Source organism: Mycobacterium neumannii (assembly GCF_002245615.1).
GTDB classification, from domain to species: domain Bacteria; phylum Actinomycetota; class Actinomycetes; order Mycobacteriales; family Mycobacteriaceae; genus Mycobacterium; species Mycobacterium neumannii_A.
Map to the genome: position 1 here is coordinate 167675 of NZ_NKCO01000008.1, position 19055 is coordinate 186729.

General features: G+C 64.7%; 15 protein-coding genes, 1 tRNA gene and 2 pseudogenes. 11 read left to right on the forward strand and 7 right to left on the reverse strand.

Translation table 11 applies throughout. From position 1 onward, the window contains the following. Positions 1–147: 147 nt before the first annotated feature. The 4 genes from CEX88_RS12275 to CEX88_RS12290 all read left to right on the forward strand — a co-directional run bounded on the left by CEX88_RS12275 (position 148) and on the right by CEX88_RS12290 (position 4283). Positions 148–576, forward strand: coding sequence for an MmpS family transport accessory protein (locus tag CEX88_RS12275; RefSeq protein ID WP_064396475.1), 429 nt, complete (start codon positions 148–150; stop codon positions 574–576). After that, a complete protein-coding gene (locus CEX88_RS12280) occupies positions 573–3479 on the forward strand; it encodes an MMPL/RND family transporter (protein WP_066844105.1) in 2907 nt (968 codons plus the stop codon). Before CEX88_RS12275 ends, CEX88_RS12280 begins: the two co-directional genes overlap by 4 nt. After that, the gene (locus tag CEX88_RS12285; RefSeq protein ID WP_066844109.1) at positions 3476–3814 is read left to right on the forward strand and encodes a DUF732 domain-containing protein; all 339 of its coding nucleotides are present in this window, start codon (positions 3476–3478) and stop codon (positions 3812–3814) included. The genes CEX88_RS12280 and CEX88_RS12285 overlap by 4 nt, the downstream gene beginning before the upstream one ends. Before the next feature lie 64 nt (positions 3815–3878). Continuing rightward, positions 3879–4283, forward strand: coding sequence for a DUF5078 domain-containing protein (locus CEX88_RS12290; protein WP_094293707.1), 405 nt, complete (start codon positions 3879–3881; stop codon positions 4281–4283). A 6-nt stretch (positions 4284–4289) separates the two neighbouring features. Here the strand turns inward: CEX88_RS12290 and CEX88_RS12295 are convergent, their stop codons facing one another. After that, positions 4290–5273, reverse strand: coding sequence for a DUF7159 family protein (locus tag CEX88_RS12295; RefSeq protein ID WP_094293678.1), 984 nt, complete (start codon positions 5271–5273; stop codon positions 4290–4292). 220 nt (positions 5274–5493) lie between these two features. On the opposite strand from CEX88_RS12295, the gene CEX88_RS12300 reads away from it, so the two are divergent. Further along, entirely contained in the window at positions 5494–6123 is a 630-nt protein-coding gene (locus CEX88_RS12300) for a cutinase family protein (RefSeq protein ID WP_094293679.1), read from the forward strand. Positions 6124–6206: 83 nt separating this feature from the next. Continuing rightward, a complete protein-coding gene (locus CEX88_RS12305) occupies positions 6207–9074 on the forward strand; it encodes an MMPL/RND family transporter (RefSeq protein WP_094293680.1) in 2868 nt (955 codons plus the stop codon). Here the strand turns inward: CEX88_RS12305 and CEX88_RS12310 are convergent. The 3 genes and pseudogenes from CEX88_RS12310 to CEX88_RS12320 all read right to left on the reverse strand — a co-directional run bounded on the left by CEX88_RS12310 (position 9031) and on the right by CEX88_RS12320 (position 12303). Next, a complete protein-coding gene (locus tag CEX88_RS12310) occupies positions 9031–10320 on the reverse strand; it encodes an acyltransferase family protein (RefSeq protein ID WP_094293681.1) in 1290 nt (429 codons plus the stop codon). The two genes, CEX88_RS12305 and CEX88_RS12310, sit on opposite strands and share 44 nt — an antisense overlap. Before the next feature lie 43 nt (positions 10321–10363). Next, positions 10364–11934: pseudogene (locus tag CEX88_RS12315) on the reverse strand (flavin-containing monooxygenase). 48 nt (positions 11935–11982) lie between these two features. Then, positions 11983–12303, reverse strand: coding sequence for a hypothetical protein (locus CEX88_RS12320; protein WP_066844127.1), 321 nt, complete (start codon positions 12301–12303; stop codon positions 11983–11985). Positions 12304–12561: 258 nt separating this feature from the next. On the opposite strand from CEX88_RS12320, the gene CEX88_RS12325 reads away from it, so the two are divergent. The 5 genes and pseudogenes from CEX88_RS12325 (at position 12562) to CEX88_RS12345 (ending at position 16875) form a co-directional block, all read left to right on the forward strand. Then, the gene (locus CEX88_RS12325) at positions 12562–12876 is read left to right on the forward strand and encodes a hypothetical protein (RefSeq protein ID WP_066844130.1); all 315 of its coding nucleotides are present in this window, start codon (positions 12562–12564) and stop codon (positions 12874–12876) included. Positions 12877–13147: 271 nt separating this feature from the next. Next, the gene (locus CEX88_RS12330) at positions 13148–13834 is read left to right on the forward strand and encodes a sensor domain-containing protein (RefSeq protein WP_066844132.1); all 687 of its coding nucleotides are present in this window, start codon (positions 13148–13150) and stop codon (positions 13832–13834) included. Between the two features lie 609 nt (positions 13835–14443). Continuing rightward, positions 14444–15661 carry a hypothetical protein gene (locus CEX88_RS12340; RefSeq protein ID WP_126315863.1) on the forward strand — a complete coding sequence of 406 codons (1218 nt, stop codon included), beginning with the start codon at positions 14444–14446 and terminating at the stop codon, positions 15659–15661. Between the two features lie 400 nt (positions 15662–16061). Beyond that, positions 16062–16241: pseudogene (locus tag CEX88_RS26605) on the forward strand (DDE-type integrase/transposase/recombinase); the annotation flags it as partial. Between the two features lie 46 nt (positions 16242–16287). After that, entirely contained in the window at positions 16288–16875 is a 588-nt protein-coding gene (locus tag CEX88_RS12345) for an integrase core domain-containing protein (RefSeq protein WP_202931470.1), read from the forward strand. 38 nt (positions 16876–16913) lie between these two features. Here the strand turns inward: CEX88_RS12345 and CEX88_RS12350 are convergent. The 3 genes from CEX88_RS12350 to CEX88_RS12365 form a co-directional block, all read right to left on the reverse strand. Then, a tRNA-Pro gene (locus CEX88_RS12350) sits at positions 16914–16987 on the reverse strand. A gap of 110 nt (positions 16988–17097) precedes the next feature. Continuing rightward, positions 17098–18012: a sulfite exporter TauE/SafE family protein gene (locus CEX88_RS12355; protein WP_094293684.1), complete on the reverse strand. Its 915-nt coding sequence runs from the start codon at positions 18010–18012 to the stop codon at positions 17098–17100. 225 nt (positions 18013–18237) lie between these two features. Continuing rightward, positions 18238–19020, reverse strand: coding sequence for a sulfite exporter TauE/SafE family protein (locus CEX88_RS12365; RefSeq protein ID WP_094293685.1), 783 nt, complete (start codon positions 19018–19020; stop codon positions 18238–18240). Positions 19021–19055 lie beyond the last annotated feature (35 nt).

Genomic DNA, 19055 nt, shown 5'->3' on the forward strand with positions numbered 1-19055 from the left:
GTTGACGCGCGGGTGACCAGCAGCACTCTGACTTGAGTTAACCTAGGGCTCAATGAGAACTTATACGGGCTAAGTTACGCACAGACGCATGCACAGCGACGAATACGACTTGAGGGCGGATATGGGTTGCATCGGGCGGACGCAGTAATGCTTCGGAAGGCGAGAAAGGTCTGGCTGCCCATCGTCATCATCGTTGTGGTGACCATCGCGGGTTTCACGGTCAGCCGCATCCGGACCTTCTTCGGCGCCGAAGGCGTCATCGTCACCCCCCGGGTGTTCGCTGACGACCCCGAACCGTTCGACCCGAAGGTCATCAAATACGAGATCTTCGGTACGGGCTCGTATGCGGACATCAACTATCTGGACCTCGACGCCAGGCCGCAACGCATCGACGGCGCGTCGTTGCCCTGGTCACTGACACTTCAGACCACGGCGCCGTCGGCCGCGCCCAACATCGTCGCGCAGGGAGACGGCCAGACCATCACCTGCCGAATCACCGTCGATGACGAGATCAAGGACGAAAGAACCTCCACTGGCGTGAACGCCCAAACCTTCTGCTTTGTGAAATCCGCATGACCTCACCGACGAACGAGGCGCCGACGGACGCCTTCCCTCCCGTCCGCCGGGCCAAGCGGCCCTTCATCCCGCGGACGATCCGCACCTTCGCGGTCCCGATCATCCTGGGCTGGATCGCGGTCATCGCGGTACTCAATGTGACTGTGCCGCAGCTGGAAACAGTCGGCCAGGAGCGCGCGGTCTCGATGAGCCCGGACTTCGCGCCGTCGATGATCGCGATGAAGCGCGTCGGCCACGTCTTCCAGGAGTACGACTCCGACAGCTCGGCGATGATCGTGATCGAGGGCGAGCAGCCGCTCGGCGAGGACACCCGCGCCTTCTACGGCGAGATGGTCGCCAAGCTCGAAGCCGACAAGAAGCACGTCCAAAGCGTCCAGGACTTCTGGAGCGATCCGCTCACCGCCTCCGGCGCGCAGAGCAGCGACGGAAAAGCCGCCTACGTGCAGGTGTACCTGTCCGGTAACCAGGGCGAAGCGCTGGCCAACGAATCGGTCGAGGCGGTCCAGGCCCTGGTCGAGGGCATGCAGCCGCCGCCGGGCGTGAAGGTGTTCGTGACCGGCCCCGCCGCTCTTGCAGCCGACCAACACATCGCCAGCGACCGCAGCATGCGGGTCATCGAGGCCCTCACGTTCACGGTCATCATCACGATGCTGCTGCTGGTGTACCGGTCGATCATCACCGTGATCCTGACGCTGGTGATGGTCGTTCTGCAGTTGGCCGCCGCCCGCGGCATGGTGGCGTTCCTCGGCTACCACGAGATCATCGGGCTGTCCCCGTTCGCGACCAACTTGTTGGTGACGTTGGCGATCGCCGCGGGAACCGACTACGCGATCTTCCTGACCGGTCGCTACCAGGAGGCGCGCGGACTCGGAGAAGACCGAGAGACCGCGTACTACACGATGTTCCACGGCACGGCGCACGTGGTGCTGGGGTCCGGTCTGACGATCGCGGGCGCGCTGTTCTGCCTGAGCTTCACGCGGCTGCCGTACTTCCAGACGATGGGTGTGCCGCTGGCCGTCGGCATGGTGACCTCGGTGATTGCGTCGCTGACGTTGGGGCCGGCGATCATCAGCGTCGCGAGCCGGTTCGGCAAGGTGCTCGAACCCAAACGGGCGATGCGGGTGCGCGGCTGGCGCAAGGTCGGCGCCGCCGTCGTGCGGTGGCCCGGACCGATCCTGGTCGCGACGGTGGCCCTGTCGCTGGTCGGCCTCCTCGCGCTGCCGGGTTACCGGACCAATTACAACGACCGCAATTATCTGCCTGCCGACCTGCCGGCCAACCAGGGATACGCGGCCGCCGACCGGCACTTCTCGCCGGCCCGAATGAATCCCGAGCTGCTGATGATCGAGAGCGATCACGACCTTCGCAACTCCGCCGACTTCCTGGTCATCGACAAGATCGCCAAGCAGATCTTCCGCGTGCCCGGAATCTCGCGCGTGCAGGCCATCACCCGGCCCGACGGGAAACCCATCGAGCACACGTCGATTCCGTTCCAGATCAGCATGCAGGGCACCACCCAGCAGATGAACCAGAAGTACCTGCAGGACCGGATGGCCGACATGCTGGTGCAGGCCGACGAGATGTCCAAGACCATCGCGAACATGGAGCGGATGTCCAAGCTCACCGAGGAGATGGCCGCGACCACGCACAGCATGGTCACGAAGATGAAGGACATGACGGTCGACGTGGCCGAGCTGCGCGACAACATCGCCAACTTCGACGACTTCTTCCGGCCGATCCGCAACTACTTCTACTGGGAACCGCACTGCTTCAACATCCCGATCTGTTGGGCGTTCCGGTCGGTCTTCGACACCCTCGACGGGATCAACACGATGACCGACGACATCCAGGACCTGCTGCCCGATATGGAGCGGCTGGACCAGTTGATGCCGCAGATGGTCACGCTGATGCCGCCGATGATTGAAACGATGAAGACGATGCGGACGATGATGCTGACGATGTACTCGTCGCAAAAGGGTCTGCAGGACCAGATGGCAGCCATGCAGGAGAACTCGACTGCCATGGGTGATGCCTTCGACGCGTCGATGAACGACGACTCCTTCTACCTTCCGCCGGAGGTCTTCGACAACGAAGAGTTCAAGAAGGGCATGGAGAACTTCATCTCTCCGGACGGCAAGTCGGTGCGCTTCATCATCGCCCACGACGGTGACCCGATGACCCCTGAGGGCATCGCGCGCATCGACGCGATCAAACAGGCCGCCAAGGAAGCCATCAAGGGCACGCCGCTGGAAGGCTCCACGATCTATCTGGCCGGCACCGCCGCGGTTTACAAGGACATGTCCGACGGCAACAGCTTCGACCTGATGATCGCGGCCATTCTCGCGCTCGCCCTGATCTTCACGATCATGCTCCTGCTGACCCGCGCCGTCGTTGCGGCCGCGGTAATCGTTGGCACAGTGGTGATCTCGCTCGGCGCGTCTTTCGGGTTGTCGATCCTGATCTGGCAGCACATCCTGGGCATCGAGTTGCACTGGATGGTCATGGCGATGGCGATCATCATCCTGTTGGCGGTCGGCGCGGACTACAACCTGCTGCTGGTGTCGCGGATGAAAGAAGAGCTGCACGCCGGCATCAGGACCGGGATCATCCGGGCGATGGGCGGCAGCGGTTCGGTCGTGACATCGGCGGGTCTGGTGTTCGCGTTCACGATGATGTCGATGGCTGTCAGCGAATTGACAGTGATCGGACAAGTCGGAACGACCATCGGACTTGGCCTGTTGTTCGATACTCTTGTCATCCGGGCATTCATGACGCCGTCCATCGCGGCGCTCATGGGTAAGTGGTTTTGGTGGCCACAGCGGGTGCGAGAACGTCCAGTGCCTGTACCGTGGCCGAAACCGAGGGAACTGACGCCGTCAGGGGGGGAAGGAGCACAGTCATGAAACGACTGATCAGTGGGGTTGTTGCCGCAGCGGCGGCGCTGGTGCTGGCCGCACCCGCCCAAGCGCAGGACATCGACACCGACTTCACCAACGAGCTGCACACGTACGGCATTTACGGGCAGAAGGACTACAACGCCTGGATCGGCAAGATCACCTGCAAGCGGATACGCAAGGGTGTCGACCGGGATGCCTTCGCCTCGGCACAGTTCGTCCAGAACCAGCTGGCAAGGAGTCAGAACAGTACCGACCAGTCGTGGAAGTTCCTGGCCGGAGCGCTGCGCTTCTACTGCCCCGACCGCCTTCCGATCTTGGACCAGGCCCGTGACCACCGCTGAAAATAGGAGCCGCAACGTGTTTCGTAAAGCCACCATCGCACTGGCATCCTTCGGTTGCGCGGCGATGCTCTTCCCGGCCACCGCAGCCGCCGACGCCACCGACGACTACCCGATTCCAAATCGGATCATGCGGACCACCTGCACGGTCGACCAGTACATGGCCGCCGTTCGCGACCAGGATCCGTTCTACTTCGAGCGTTACATGATCGACTACCGAAACCGGCCCGCCGACGTGCAGAAGGGCGCCCGCGACCGGATCTACTGGTTCTTCTCGCTGGACTACGCCGGTCGCCGACAGTACTCGGAGAACACCGCAACCAACGTCTTCTACGAGACCATGGCGCAACGCTGGGCCAACTGGGCCAAGCTGTTCTTCAACAACAAGGGTGTCGTCGCGCACGCGACCGACGTGTGCATGAACTACCCGCCGAGCCAGCCTGAGATCTGGAACTGGACCACGACGCCGTAGCCCAGGTCAGGGCAGCCCGCCGAACAGCGGGCTCAACGCCGCCTGGATCGGATCCGCGGGTGGCGGGAACGCCGCCGGCGCCGTAGCAGGTTGCGGCGCCGGGCTGAGCGCTGCCGGAACCGGCTGCGCCACAACGACTGTCGCGGTCGGTTCCTGATGTAGGTCGGCCACCGGTGCCACCGTTTCGGTGGCCGGTTGCGCGGTGACCTCCGGAGCGACGGCGCTGTCGGTGGCGACGTCGGATACCGCTTCGGGTGACGCGACCGCGGCCGGTGCCGGTACCGGTCGCGGAATCACCGCCTTCACCACGATCGGGACGACGGGCGCCGACGGCACGGCATGGACGCTGATCGACGGGCCGGCGTCCGACACCGCGGCCGCCGGGGTCATCGGCGCGGTCTCGGCCGACGGGTCCACCCTGGCGTCCGGCGAATCCCAGCCGGCGAGTTCCGGACCGAAGACGAACAGCGCGATCACGCCCACCGCGAGGACCAGCGCGGCCCGGCCGTGCGAACTCAACCGGCGCCGGGAGCGCAGCCGCGTCGACTTCCCTACCGGTGTGGACGGCGCGGCAGCACGGAGTACCGGTCTGGACAGCGCGGCACCGCGCGCCAGCGCGACCTGGACGTCGTCGAATTCATCGGAGGACTCGAGCGTGCCGGCCCACGTTCGAGCGGCGTCCGTCATCCGTACCGTCGCCACCTTCGCAAACCCCATGTCGGACAGCGATTTCCGGAGCAGTTCGGCCTTCGCGCCGACATCGGCGCTCCACGTCATGCAGACCGTGTCAATCCGATGGCCGGTGGCGGACGCGATCGCCCGCGCGCCCCGCACCGCTGCTTCGTGGGCGGCGATGTCGCCGTCGGTGGCGAGGTCGGCGACGACGGTGAAGTGGTCGTGATCCACCGTCTTCGCGTCGGCGCCCTCGCCTTCGATCAGGACCCAGGCGATACCGGTCGATGTCATCGACAGCCCGAGCACCGTGTCCATGTCGCCTCGCCTTCCCGGCCGGATTCCGCCGCACCCGCACTGCGCAGTCAAGATCGGCGAAGCGAGCATAAGTTGCTTCGCCGTGCTCGGCATCTTGAAAGCTGTGCGGGCGCCTAGCGACCCGTCATCGGTGCGTTTGCCCGTCGTCCGCTCCGTTGACGTCTCGTTAACGGCGTCCGGAGTGATGTCACGTCTTGGTTCCGCGCGGCGAAATACCCGTATGAGCACATTCGCCGGTCGCGCCGCCCTCCTGCCCGTCGCGATCACACTGTCCGCACTGATCGGTGTCCCCGCTGCCCAGGCGGCCCCGTGCCCGGAGGTCGAGATCGTCTTCGCGCGCGGGACCACCGAGCCGCCGGGAGTGGGCGGAATCGGACAGGCCTTCGTCGACTCGGTTCGGTCGCGGTTGGGTGACCGGACCGTGGGTGTCTACGCCGTCGACTATCCCGCCAGTCGCGACTTTGCGGTGAGCACCCGTGCAGGCGCCGAGGACACCCGTGCCCACGTGCAATCGATGGCCGCGGGTTGCCCCGCCACCCGCATGGTGCTCGGTGGCTACTCTCAGGGTGCCGCGGTGATGGATGTCGCCACCGCCGAGATGGCGCCGACGGTTGTTCCGCACGTCGCCGCGGTCGCCCTGTTCGGCGGTCCGCGCAGCAGCTTTGCCGATCGGCTGTCGCCCGGGCCGCTGCCGTCGGTGGGGCCCGACTACGCGGCCAAGACAATCGACCTGTGTGTCCCGAACGACCCGATCTGCTTTGAGGGCGGACGCGACATGGGCGCACACGTCGCCTATGTCCAGGCCGGATTGGTTAACCAAGCTGCAGAGTTCGCTGCAGGGCGGATCTGACTACCGTTTCAAGGCCCACATCTGGTAGGAACTAAGGCGGTCCTAACACCCCTAGGGAGGAGCTCCGCCGAGGTGAATTCCTGGTGAGCGCTCCCACCGCGCCTTCAACCGAACACGCCGCGCATTCCGAACGGTCTGCGCTGGCCAAGTGGATCCGGCGGCTTGCCCTACCCATCATCGTCGGGTGGATCGCGCTGATCGCGTTGCTCAACGTGACCGTGCCGCAGCTCGAGGTCGTCGGCCAGATGCGTTCGGTGTCGATGAGCCCGTCGGAGGCTCCGTCGGTGATCGCGATGCAGCGCGTGGGCCAGATCTTCGAAGAGTTCAAATCCGACAGCTCGGCGATGATCGTCCTCGAGGGCGAGCAGCCGTTGGGCGACGACGCACGCCGCTACTACGACGAACTCGTCGACAGGCTCGAAGCCGACGACAAGCACGTAGAGCACGTCCAGGACTTCTGGGGCGACCCGCTGACAGAGGCCGCGGCCGTGAGCGCCGACGGCAAGGCCGTCTACGTCCAGGCCTATCTGGCGGGCAACATGGGCGAGGCGCTGTCCAACGAGTCCGTGGAAGCCGTCAAGAGCATCGTCGACAGCATCCCGCCTCCACCGGGGGTGAAGGTCTTCGTCACGGGCGGGTCCGCCCTGGTCGCCGACCAGCAGATCGCCAGCGACCGCAGCATCCGCATCATCGAGTACGCCACGTTCGCCGTGATCATCACGATGCTGTTGCTGGTCTACCGGTCGATCGGCACCATGCTCATCACACTGGTGATGGTCTTCCTGGCGCTGGCGGCCACGCGTGGTGTGGTGGCCTTCCTCGGGTATCACGACCTGATCGGGCTGTCGACGTTCGCGACGAACCTACTTGTGACGCTCGCGATCGCGGCGTCCACCGACTACGCGATCTTCCTCATCGGGCGCTACCAGGAAGCCCGCACGCTGGGTCAGGACCGGGAGTCGGCGTTCCACACGATGTTCCGCGGCACTGCCCATGTGGTGTTGGGCTCGGGTATGACGATCGCCGGCGCCACCTTCTGCCTGTCGTTCACCCGGCTGCCGTACTTCCAGTCACTGGGGGTGCCGCTGGCGGTGGGTATGACGACGGCGGTGTTCGTCGCGCTGACGCTCGGCCCGGCGATCATCACGATCGCGACCCGTTTCGGCCTGCTGGAACCCAAGCGCGCCATGCGCATCCGTGGTTGGCGCAAGATCGGCGCCGCGATCGTGCGATGGCCCGGGCCCGTGTTGCTCGCGACCGTCGCATTGTCACTGGTCGGATTGTTGACGCTGCCCGGGTACCAGCCCAACTACAACGACCGTCTGTATCTGCCCGCCGATCTGCCGGCGAACCAGGGCTTCGCGGCCGCCGAACGGCACTTCTCCCCCGCGACCATGAATCCCGAGTTGCTACTCATCGAGACCGATCACGACCTGCGCAACTCGGCCGATTTCCTGGTGATCGACAAGATCGCCAAGGCGGTCTTCCGGGTGCCGGGCATCTCACGGGTCCAGACCATCACCCGCCCCAACGGCAAGCCGATCGAATTCAGCACGATCCCAGCGCAAATGAGCCTCGGCGGGGTCGGCCAGGACCTGAACCGCAAGTACACCCAGGACCGCATGGCCGACATGCTGGTGCAGGCCGACGAGATGCAGAAGAACATCGACACCATGACGCGGATGATGGCGTTGATGGGTGAGATGAACGCGACCACGCACAGCATGGTGCAGAAGACCAAGACCATGGCCGCCGACACGGCCGAATTGCGGGATCACATCGCTGATCTCGACGACTTCATGCGTCCGATCCGCAACTACTTCTACTGGGAACCGCACTGTTTCAACATCCCGGTCTGCTGGACGGTACGGTCGATCTTCGACACCATCGACGGCACGAACAAGCTGACCGACAATGTCCAGGACTTGATACCGGACCTGGAGCGACTCGATGCGCTGATGCCGCAGCTGTTGGCGCTGATGCCCGAGCAGATCGAGTCGATGCGCACCATGCGGACCATGATGCTGACGATGCACGCTTCTCAAGGAGGCATGCAGGATCAGCAGGCCGCCATGAGCGAGAACCAGTCGGCGATGGGCGATGCCTTCAACGACTCGTGGAACGACGACACGTTCTACCTGCCGCCTGAGATCTTCGACAACGAGGAATTCAGGCGCGGCATGGAGAACTTCATCTCGCCCAACGGTCGTGCCGTGCGAATGATCGTCCAGCACGAGGGCGATCCCCTCAGCGCCGACGGTATCGAACGCATCGACGCGATCAAGCAGGCCGCGAAAGAGGCCATCAAGGGCACGCCGTTCGAAGGGGCCAAGATCTACGTCGGCGGTACTGCCGCGGCGTTCAAGGACATGCAAGAGGGCAACAATTACGACCTGATGATCGCGGGCATCCTCGCGCTGGCGCTGATTTTCACCATCATGTTGATCATCACGCGCAGCGTCATCGCCGCCGCGGTGATCGTGGGCACCGTCGTGTTGTCGCTCGGGGCGTCCTTCGGTCTGTCGATTTTGGTGTGGCAGCACATTCTGGGCATCGAATTGCAGTTCATGGTCATGGCCATGGCGGTGATCATCCTGTTGGCGGTGGGCGCCGACTACAACCTGCTCCTGGTCGCCCGGTTGAAGGAGGAACTGCCCGCAGGCGTCAATACCGCGATCATCCGGGCCATGGGTGGCAGCGGATCGGTGGTGACCGCGGCAGGCCTGGTGTTCGCGTTCACGATGATGTCGATGGTGGTCAGCGAGTTGACCGTGGTGGCGCAGATGGGCACCACTATCGGCATGGGTCTGCTCTTCGACACATTGGTGATCCGCGCGTTCATGACGCCGTCGATCGCCGCGCTGCTCGGCCGGTGGTTCTGGTGGCCGCAGCGGGTGAGGGCCAAGCCTAGGCCCGTGCCATGGCCCGCGCCGAAACAGCCGACGCCGTAGAGCAACCCAGCATCGTCCAGCCGAAGGTTCCGGTCAGCCCGTTCTTGGCCAGCAGCACCATCGCCACGCCCGCGAGCACGATCAGCACACCGGCCGCGACTGACCGTGCCCCGGTGGCGCCCACTGGTGCGTCCCACCACGGCAGGCGGCGATGCTCGAGCGGGGAGAGCAGTCGGAACAGGGCGAACATGACGACAGCGAACACGGCGGCGCGAAGTGCGAGCAGTGCCCAAAAGTGCGGTGCGTCAACGTCATACGCATCGAGGCCGATCGCGTGCAGTGAGAATGCGGCGATGGCGATCGCCACGATGTGCCAGAGGTACAGCGTCATCGCTCCCCCGTTGCCGACCGCGACGACGTACCAGACCCGCGGGCGCTGAGCCCATCGCTGGATCGCCCGTGCACAGGCGATGAACGCGGCGGACACCCAGGTGCAGTGCAACGCGAGAAGCAGGGTGGGCGGCGAGACGTTCGACAGGTGCTCGGTTCCGGTGACGACGAGCGACACCTCGTAGGGCCCGACCATCGCCAGCACTGTCTGCGCGACGAGCGCACCGGCCCCCACCGCGAGCGCGACGCGCTGGCTGATCAACCGTCGCGCGTACCCGACGCCCAGCGCGATCGGGATGAGCCAGACGATGACGAAGTTCGCGACCCCGGCCATCGGAGCACCGACCGAGAGTCGGATGGTGTCGACGGCGGTGGCCGCGGCCAGCAGACCCGCCACCAAGACCGCGAGCTGGCGGCCCGTCGACAACCGGGTCAGAGCGGGGACGAAGGCGAGCACTACCAGGTACACGCCCAGGAACCACAGCAGCGCGACGGACTCGCGACCGAGGTCTGCGGCGGAATCCGGGCCGAGGGTGAGTCGCACGGCGAGCAGTCCGACCGTCCAGGCCGCGAGATACCAGAAGACAGGGCGGCACAAGCGCTGCGCGCGCGCGACCAGCCAGGTGCCCCACGACTTGCCTGCATGCCAGCCGTATGCCCCCGCTGCGCCTCCGGCGAGGAAGAACAGGGGCATGACCTGCACGATCCACGTCACCGGCATGAGTGCGGGAATCTCCCCGAGGATGTTGCCGATTCGGACGCCGCCGGAGTTGATGGTTGCCAGCAGCAGCGCGCAGTGGCCGAACATGACCACGATGAGCGCGGCCAGGCGGGCGACGTCGACGGCGCGGTCGCGGGTCGGCGGGGTGTCGGCGGCCAGTTCGTCGGCGCCGGACAGGGGTTTCGTGAGCGACATGCGTTCAGAATGCCCCGCGGGCCGCGGCACTGCTTGAGTAGTACTACGTGTGGTCCGTTCCGAGCAACGCGCAGTACGCACGTTCACGATCCGTGAGTGCTGGCGAGGTGATCGCGCCAAAAGCGGCGGCATCGCGGGCGATCCGAGCCGGCGCGTCTTCCCGCGCGTCGGGGCCCTCGAGGCGAAAGCAGCTCGGCGCGAGAGGCCCGAACAGCAAGGCGCGGCGAAGTTCGCGCCAGTTCTCCACCGCCGGTTCCACCCCCGCTGCCCGGGCGAACGCCAACGCCGCCAGGTTCATCCGCGTTTTCTGTGGCAGGCCTCGGCGCGAGCGGTACGCCTCGATCGCACGGCATTGGTCAGCGGCGCTCGGAGCCGGGATGGTCCCGCCCCAGGTGTAGGCGATCCAGCGGGCCTGCAACTCCAGCGGCACGAAGTATCCGCCGGACTGATCCCACATCCCCATGAACGCCAAGCCGGGGAGGTCGGGATGGAAGGTATGGCGATCGGTGTCGAGATGAACGTCGTCCGCATCGAGGACTGTTTGGATCTCGTTGTGCAAGAAGGGCATCGAGAGTTGGAATCCGGTGCCGAGCAGGATGCCTTCGAACTGCTCGGCATGCCCGTCGGCGAAGGTCACGGTCGTACCGGCCACCGATGTCATCCACGGGCGCACCTCGATCCGGCCCTCGCCCACCAGCGGCAGGTAATGCTGGCTCAGCGTGACGCCGGCGGCGAACAGCGAGGGATCGGGTGCCGGGGCGCCGTACTGCTGTGGCATTCCTCCGGCTTCGACGACGATCTCCTTGAGTTGACGGTCGCTCTCGGCGGAAGGCAGTTTCTCGTCGGCCAGCGCCAGGTACCGGGTGAAGATCCGGTGGTCGGACGGAACACCCGCGGCGAATTTCGGTAGTACGTAGCGCTGACGGCGCTGGGTGACCACAGCGCGTGCGCCCCGCTGGGCCAGTTCGGCGGCGATCTCCAACGCGCTGACAGCACATCCGGCCACCAGGACACGCTTGTCGCAGTAGGGCGTGGCATCCCGATAGTCGAATGTTGGTACGGCACCGAGGGAGCGGGTAAAGCCGTGCAACCCATCGACAGCTGGGACAACGGGCGACTGAAACCGCCCGGTGGCCACGACGACGCACTTGTAGCTTTCTTCTTCGCCCGGGATGCCGACCAGCCAGCGACCGTCGTCGTGCCGGACGCTGGTCACCGGAGTCAGGAACCGGATTCGTCGTGACAGATCGAACGTCTCGGCATAGCGCGGAGGTAACGAAGGATCTCGAGCGCGGACGGGAAGACGGGGCCTTGGCCGGGGTCGAGGTCGCTGAACGCGGTGAGGATGCGGCTTGTGTTGGTGTGCATGGCCGGCCACACCCCGCTGCGGCCCCGCTCCCCGGTCCACTGCCCACCCAGGGTGGCGCCGCGCTCATAGATCGTCGGCTCGAATCCCTGGGCGATCAGCCAGCGCGCGGCGACGAGCCCGCCGGGGCCCGCACCGATGACCGCAACGTCACCGGCCACTGCGCGTTCCAGGGCGCAGCGCGCCGCCACACTTCGGCATGCGGCGAATGTACTGCGGATGTGTGCCCGTCCATGCCGATCGCGCATTGAATCGGCCCGCCACCGTGAGGTGACGGGCCGATTATTGAGCGGGGTTCAGGGCAGCCGGGTGAGCACCGGGAGCTTGCCGGCTGGCAGCGCCGGGCGCACGCTGGCCGGGTTGCGCTGCGGCGCGGTGGTGATGACGATCTTGCCGCCGCGGCAGGAGACGAGCTTGCCGTCGACGAAGACGTCCTGTCCGTCGTCGATCGGAATGGGGTAGCCGTCGGCGTCGGTGTAGGTGCATCCACCACTGCCGGGGGTGGGCTCGTTGTCGACAGCGTGGGCCGTCGCCGGCGCGAAGACGAAGACGGCGAGGGCGCCGATGAGGGTGGCGGCGTACTGGATACGGGTCGGGCGGCGGGTGATGGTGGTCATGTCGTGATCCTCTCGGGGGCGGTGCGGAGTGGGGGTGGTGAAAGAAATGATTGCGAGTCGACCAGGGGCCGCGTAATCGCCGCGAGGCCAGGATCCGTTCAAGTGAGGGGAGGGTTTTCTATCTCTGTGGTAAGGCCGGCGGTCAGCACCTGCTTACGATTGAGACAATCTGGCGGACAATGCCTGTCGTAAGTTGCGTGGCAGCGAATTCAGGTGGGTATACGAGGCCAAAATGTCCACCTGCGAAAGGCGACAACGATGGCAGAGCCCGAGTCCGGCCAGTGGAACGTCGCGGCCAAGGAGAACAGGGTCTACCTCGAACGGGCCAACGACGATGGCGAGTTGTTGTTCGGTGACTCTCTCGAGCCGCATGAAGCGCGCCAGCTGGCACGGGCGCTGACGAAATTCGCAGACAAGCTCGACGACTCCCCCCGATCCAGCGATGAAGACGACTCCGACGAGAAGTCCGACGACGAATCGGAGGACGACGACGATGACGATGACGACGAGTCCGACGGCTCGGATGATGGCGACGACGACTCGGACAAATCCGACGACGAAAAATCCGACTGAGCCCGCCCCGGCTATCGAATCCCATTCTCTGACAACGGCTGCGGCACGCACCGCAGCCTGAGTCCCCGCGCGGGGTCAACCCTCGGCTGCGTCTCGCCCCGTGCGCGACGCACCAATCGTTATCAGAAGCAGCGTCCATCGTTACGGAAAACACCGCACGCCCTCTTCACGCCGACGGCCAAGCTGCTGCACCATATCTTCACGGGCTGCGATGCTGGGGGCATCGCTCGCGCGCAGATCGGTTGGAGACGGCTGCGATGGGGAGGAACACATGCGCCAACCAGCGGCGGCACTCGGTGCCGCGATTGTCTGTCTTCTGGTCGCCGGGTGTGCCAGCTCGGTCGGCAACGCGGTGGCGCCGACGCCCACCCAGACGTTGATCCCGCGTCCCCTGGTGGAGCGCGAGCTGGATGAACTGCTGCTGAATCCCGCTGAGTTGAACGTCGCGATGGGCTCGCAGACCCTGGAGGTCACGAGCGCCCAGAGCACCATGTCGGACAATAGCGCCACGATGGAACCGCGGGCATGCCTCGGCATCGACGGTGCGGCGGAGGCGCCGGTCTACGCCGACAGCGGGTACCAAGCCGAGCGGGATCAGAGCCTCAACGATGGCGACAAGTTCGCCCACTATGTGAAGCAGGCCGTCGTGCTGTACCCGCTCGTGAAGAAGGCCCGGGCCTTCTTCGATGCATCGGTGCAGCAGTGGCCGGTCTGCCACGAATACACCCACACGCAGAGCGGGACGAAGTGGACCGTGGGGCCGATCAGTAACAACGACGACGTGCTGAGTACCGTCGCGACTCTCCAGGAAGCTGCTGCGCCGGGGTGGGCCTGCGGACACGCAGTCACACTGGAGAACAACGTCATCATCGACGTGAACACCTGCAGCGCTAACCCGGGTGATTCAGCCGCACGGATCGCGAGACAGATCGCGGAGAAGGTGGCGAATCGCTGGTGAGAGCGGCTGGTCGAAGGCCGGCAGCAAAGATGTCAAGCAGTTGAAAGATTGCTATGCGACTTGGCGGTGACGCCCCGTGGGCCGGTCAATTCTCATTGTTAGTACGCCGCTTATGGCACCTAAAAACGATCGATCTTCTTGCTGAAGCAATTGTTTTCTTGATCTCGGAAGCAATTTAAAGGGGTCAGGCGCTCAAAGCTGCCGTGTTCAACCCCTGTGGGGGAGGTTGAGCGCAGTCCGTCGCTTAGTAACGGGAGGGCTACCACGATCAGGCTGTATACCGTCTACGGGGTTTACCTCGAGAACTGGTCCGCTTGGTATGCGGGTAGCTGGCGGATGAACACGCGCCTCACAAGTAATGTTTATTCCCACCATCAACGTTGCTCGAATGCCCCTAGGAGCAAATTTTTTACAAAAGCGACAGTTTGATTTATCTTTCGGTTACATTGAGCACGTCCGTTGGAAGGCTTTAATGAATCGATCGTCAACGGGCCATTGTTGGGGGCATGGGGGTCTGCATGTGCTGCAAACACCCGTCGCTCGATTTCTCGAGGCCGTCAGGCCAGCTTTTTACTCACCACACCACATCGCACTCCTGGGGGATTCATCATGGGTAATGCAACATACATCGGCCGCGTAGGGGCGTTAGCTGTCGCGCTCGGGATCGGGGTCGGACTCTTCGCGACGCCGGTAGAGGCGTTCGCCAAACCGGACACAGGCTCGAGCGCCGCAAGCGATTCGTCCTCGGCGAAGACGAACAAGACGGACAAAGCGGATAAGAGCACCAAAGTCTCGAACGATTCATCAGCGGCAAAGGCCCCCATGGCGGCCAAGGCACCAAAACCGCCGAAGGACGTATACGTCTCCAAGAACGGTGTGGTCAAGAAAGACGGCGGCGGCACAGCGTATGCCGAAACCCCAATCGGCAGCACTAAAACCAAGGCGAGGGCCACCGGCGCAGGCGCCGAAGCAATAGTGACCAGCGGGAACGACAGCAGTGCCACCGCTAAAGGCACCAATGCCAAAGCGACTGCGGGCGGTGGAGTCAAGAACAAAGCCAAGGCTCAGGGTGATGGCAGCATTGCCGCCGCCGGCGATGACGATAGCGGTATCGGTGGCAACAACAACAACAACAACACAGCCCGGGCGACCGGCGATGGCAGTAAGGCTTACGCGGGCAGCGGCGGCGACGGCAACAACAACAATAGGGCCACAGTCGACGGCGACAACAGCAGCGCCTATGCGGGCGCCAACGGCAATGGCAACAACAACAACGTTGCCACCGTCGCCGGCGAAACCGAAACGGGTACTCCCGGTGATAACAGCGTGGCCAGCGCGGGTTCCTTCGGCGATGACAACGCCGACAACCGTGCCAGCGCTATCGGTCAGGATGCCACTGCCCTCGCCGGCGGCGGCCAGAACATCGGGGCAGGGGGCAACGAGAACTCCGGCAACACCGCCACCGCCACCAACACCGGCAGCGATAGCCAAGTAACCGCCGCCGCTGGCGTTATCGGCGAAGGCAACAACGACAACACCGCAACCGCCACCAACAGTGGAAGCATGGCCACCCTGCAGGTTATCGCCGGCGCTTTCGGCTTGAACAGCTCCGGCAACACCGCAACTGGGACCAATAGCGGAAGCAACACCTTCCTTGACGCTTGGGCTAGCTTCTTCGGCAACGACAACATCAACAACACCGCCACCGCGACCAACATCGAAAACGGCGTCACAACCAGGGCCCTGGCCGCCGTCGGCAGCCATGGCAATGAGGATCTTGACGCCGTTGCGGCCGACGGCGACGAGGACATTCAGCCGGAGCCGTAGTCGCGCATTCTTGTCCCGCCCCGGCGGCGTGGTGTCCCACCAGGGACGCCCGCCGCCGAGTCGCGGGAGCGGACTTTAGCGACCAGCCGAAATGGTATAAGCGGCGGTCTTAATAGCGGAACGGACAATTGCTCGCATAAAGACGCGTTGAGCCGACTGTCAACCGATGCCTCCCGAGACATCACATTGTCGGGCTGACAGTGTGGTGTTTCAGGACATCGGAATAGGGTGTCTCAAGACATCGGCATAGGTGGGTCGGCCAGTTTCAGCTGGTGTCTAAGGCTCCTGGCACCTTGAGCATCATCACCAACTGCGCGTCTCCACCGCCTCGATCAACCGCCACCTCCACGCCGCCGGCCTCGTCGACCCCACCCCACAAAAGCGACCGAAATCGTCCTACATCCGCTTCGCCGCCGAACAACCCAACCAATGCTGGCAGGCCGACTTCACCCACTGGCGCCTCGCCGGCGGCACCGACACCGAAATCCTGTCCTGGCTCGACGACTGCTCCCGCTATGCCATCTCAGTCACCGCACACCACCGCATCACCGGCACCATCGTCGTCACCGAATTCACTAGCTGTACACCACCAAGGCATCCCGTACTCCACCCTGACCGACAACGGCATGGTCTTCACCACCCGCCTCGCCGGCGCCAAAGGTGGACGCAACGCCTTCGAAGCCGAACTACGTCGCCTCCACGTCCACCAAATCAACTCCACCCCCAACCACCCCACCACCTGCGGGAAAGTCGAACGCTTCCAACAACCCCTCACAAAATGGCTCACCCGCCAACCCCGAGCCGCCACCCTCGCCGAACTACAAACCCAACTCGACGCCTTCACCGACGAATACAACCACCGCCACCCACACCGCTCCCTACCCCACCACGCGACCCCCGCAGTCATCTACACCAGCCGCCCCAAAGCCAGCCCAGCAACCCGCATCGACACCCACAACCGCGTCCGCACCGACCGCGTCGACCAAGCTGGAGCCGTCACCCTGCGCGTCAACGGACGCCTCCACCACATCGGCATCGGCCGCCACCACTACCGAACCCGCGTCCTGATCCTCACCCAGGACCACCACATCACCGTCATCAACGCCGCCACCGGACAAACCCTGCGCGACTTCACCCTCGACCCCACCAGGGACTACCAACCCACCGGCGCCCCCAGAGGCCCCAAACGCAAAAAAACCGCGGACCTAAAGTAGGTCCGCGGCTATTCCGATGTCTTGCGACATCACAATTGTCGGGCTGACAGGATTTGAACCTGCGACCACTTGACCCCCAGTCAAGTGCGCTACCAAACTGCGCCACAGCCCGCGGCGCCGCCGGGATCGCCGGCAGCAGGTCGAAATGCTACCGCAGTCCTGGCTCCACTTCCCAACCGCCTTGGCGAATGGACCTCTGAGTTAACACACCATTTCAGCGGCCTACGGAGCAACGCTCGGCACCACCTCGACCTCGCTGGCCACCGGCGCGGATACCACGGGCCGACGGTACCGCCACGCCACGTAAAGCGCTGCGGCCCAGCCAATTACGATCAGCGTGTAAACACCCGTCGACCACGGCCATTCGATACCGAAGTAATGCACCAGCTTCTGGCTGTTGGTCACCACGATGACACCGCCGACGGCCGTGCCCAACAGCGCGGGCCGGATCCGGCTCACCAGCCACGCGGCGAACGGGGCGGCGACCACGCCGCCCACGGCGAGTCCGAGCACCACCGGCAGGTTCTCGACGAACTCCTCGCGCAACCCGATACCGAAACCGACCGAGGCCGAGGCCGCCACTAGGAACTCCGAAGCGCTGACCGAACCGATCACCGTGCGCGGGGCCGTCTTACCGCGCGACAGCAACGTGCTCGTCGTCACCGGGCCCCAGCCACCACCACCGGACGCGTCGATCAACCCGCCGAACAACCCGAGCGGGCTGAGGAACCTCGCGGTATGCGGTGTCTCACCGTGCCGCATCACCGGAGGGTTGCGCAGCGAGAACCGCAACAGCACGTAGATTCCGATCGCGACCAGGATCCCCGCCATCAACGGGGCGGCATGCTCGGTCGACAGCGACGACAGCACGGTCGCACCTACGAACGCCCCGATCGCACCGGGCAGGCCCAGCTTCAGCACGATCGACCAGTCGATGTTCTTGAACCGCCAGTGCGACAGACCCGAGGCCAGCGTCGTGCCGACCTCGGCCAGGTGCACCGCGGCGCTCGCCTGGGCAGCTCCGAGGCCACTGAGCACCAGCAGCGTCGAGGCGGTCACGCCGAACGCCATGCCCAGCGCGCCGTCCACCAGCTGCGCTCCGACACCGACGAGCGTGAATATCAGAAGCGAACGCACAGGTTCGACTGCTTTCAGAAGTGGTCAGCGCGGCGGGCCGACCAGACGGACAGTGGGCGCGTAATCAGATGCGCGCGCGACACCACTCGTCAAAGGCGATGATGCGGCGTGACGGCCAGAACGGCTCGAGAGCGCAGAGGGCAGACGGCGCGGTGCGGAATCGGCGTTCGGCCACCCGGCTCCCCTTCCTGGTCAGTCAGCTTCGACTAACCATACAGAACTGCTCTAGAGGGTCAGCAATCGATACAGCCCGATGATTCCCACCACCACGATCACCGCCCTCAGCGCGTTGGGCGAAAGTCGGCGACCGTAGCGGGCCCCAAGAAAGCCGCCGACCAACGAACCGGCCGCGATCAGGCCCGCCGCGGCCCAGCTGATCCGGTCGAACGCCACCAAGGTGTACGCCACCGCGGCCACGATGTTGACCACCAACGACAGCAGATTCTTGGCGGCGTTCATGCGCTGCATGCCCTCGGGAAGCAGCGCGCCCATCGCCGCGATCAGCAGAATCCCCTGAGCTGCGGTGAAGTAGCCCCCGTAGATCCCGACCGCGAACGTCGCGAAGACGACGCTGGCCAACTGGAACCGCGACACGTGCTCGGCGGACTGCCCCGCCGCTTCGGCCCGAGCCCGCGCATACGACTGGATTCGCGGACCGACCACCACCAACACCAGCGCCGCGATCAAAAGCACCGGCACGACCTGCTCGAACACAGTCTCCGGCAGATTCAGCAGCAGCCACGCACCCAGCGCCGCGCCCACAAACGAGGCCGGAATCTGCCACCGCAGCCGATCCCACTGTCCCCGCAGTTCGCGCCGGTAACCCCAGGTGCCCGACACCCCGCCGGCCACCAACCCGATCGCGTTCGACATCGTCGACGTCACCGGCGGATAGCCCAACGCCACCAGGGTGGGAAAGGTGATCAGGGTGCCGGAGCCGACGAGCGTGTTGATAGCGCCCGCTCCCAGACCCGCCAACGCGATGAGGACCATGTCGACGACGGGCACTTGGGCAAGGCTAATCGTCGATTTGTGGAGCGGTA

Coding starts and splice junctions, on each gene's coding strand:
- CEX88_RS12320 (WP_066844127.1), bottom strand. CDS start 12,303: ATGACCACCATCACCCGCCGCCCGACCCGTATCCAGTACGCCGCCACC.
- CEX88_RS12285 (WP_066844109.1), top strand. CDS start 3,476: ATGAAACGACTGATCAGTGGGGTTGTTGCCGCAGCGGCGGCGCTGGTG.
- CEX88_RS12300 (WP_094293679.1), top strand. CDS start 5,494: ATGAGCACATTCGCCGGTCGCGCCGCCCTCCTGCCCGTCGCGATCACA.
- CEX88_RS12290 (WP_094293707.1), top strand. CDS start 3,879: ATGCTCTTCCCGGCCACCGCAGCCGCCGACGCCACCGACGACTACCCG.
- CEX88_RS12330 (WP_066844132.1), top strand. CDS start 13,148: ATGCGCCAACCAGCGGCGGCACTCGGTGCCGCGATTGTCTGTCTTCTG.
- CEX88_RS12310 (WP_094293681.1), bottom strand. CDS start 10,320: ATGTCGCTCACGAAACCCCTGTCCGGCGCCGACGAACTGGCCGCCGAC.
- CEX88_RS12295 (WP_094293678.1), bottom strand. CDS start 5,273: ATGGACACGGTGCTCGGGCTGTCGATGACATCGACCGGTATCGCCTGG.
- CEX88_RS12325 (WP_066844130.1), top strand. CDS start 12,562: ATGGCAGAGCCCGAGTCCGGCCAGTGGAACGTCGCGGCCAAGGAGAAC.
- CEX88_RS12280 (WP_066844105.1), top strand. CDS start 573: ATGACCTCACCGACGAACGAGGCGCCGACGGACGCCTTCCCTCCCGTC.
- CEX88_RS12275 (WP_064396475.1), top strand. CDS start 148: ATGCTTCGGAAGGCGAGAAAGGTCTGGCTGCCCATCGTCATCATCGTT.
- CEX88_RS12345 (WP_202931470.1), top strand. CDS start 16,288: ATGGTCTTCACCACCCGCCTCGCCGGCGCCAAAGGTGGACGCAACGCC.
- CEX88_RS12340 (WP_126315863.1), top strand. CDS start 14,444: ATGGGTAATGCAACATACATCGGCCGCGTAGGGGCGTTAGCTGTCGCG.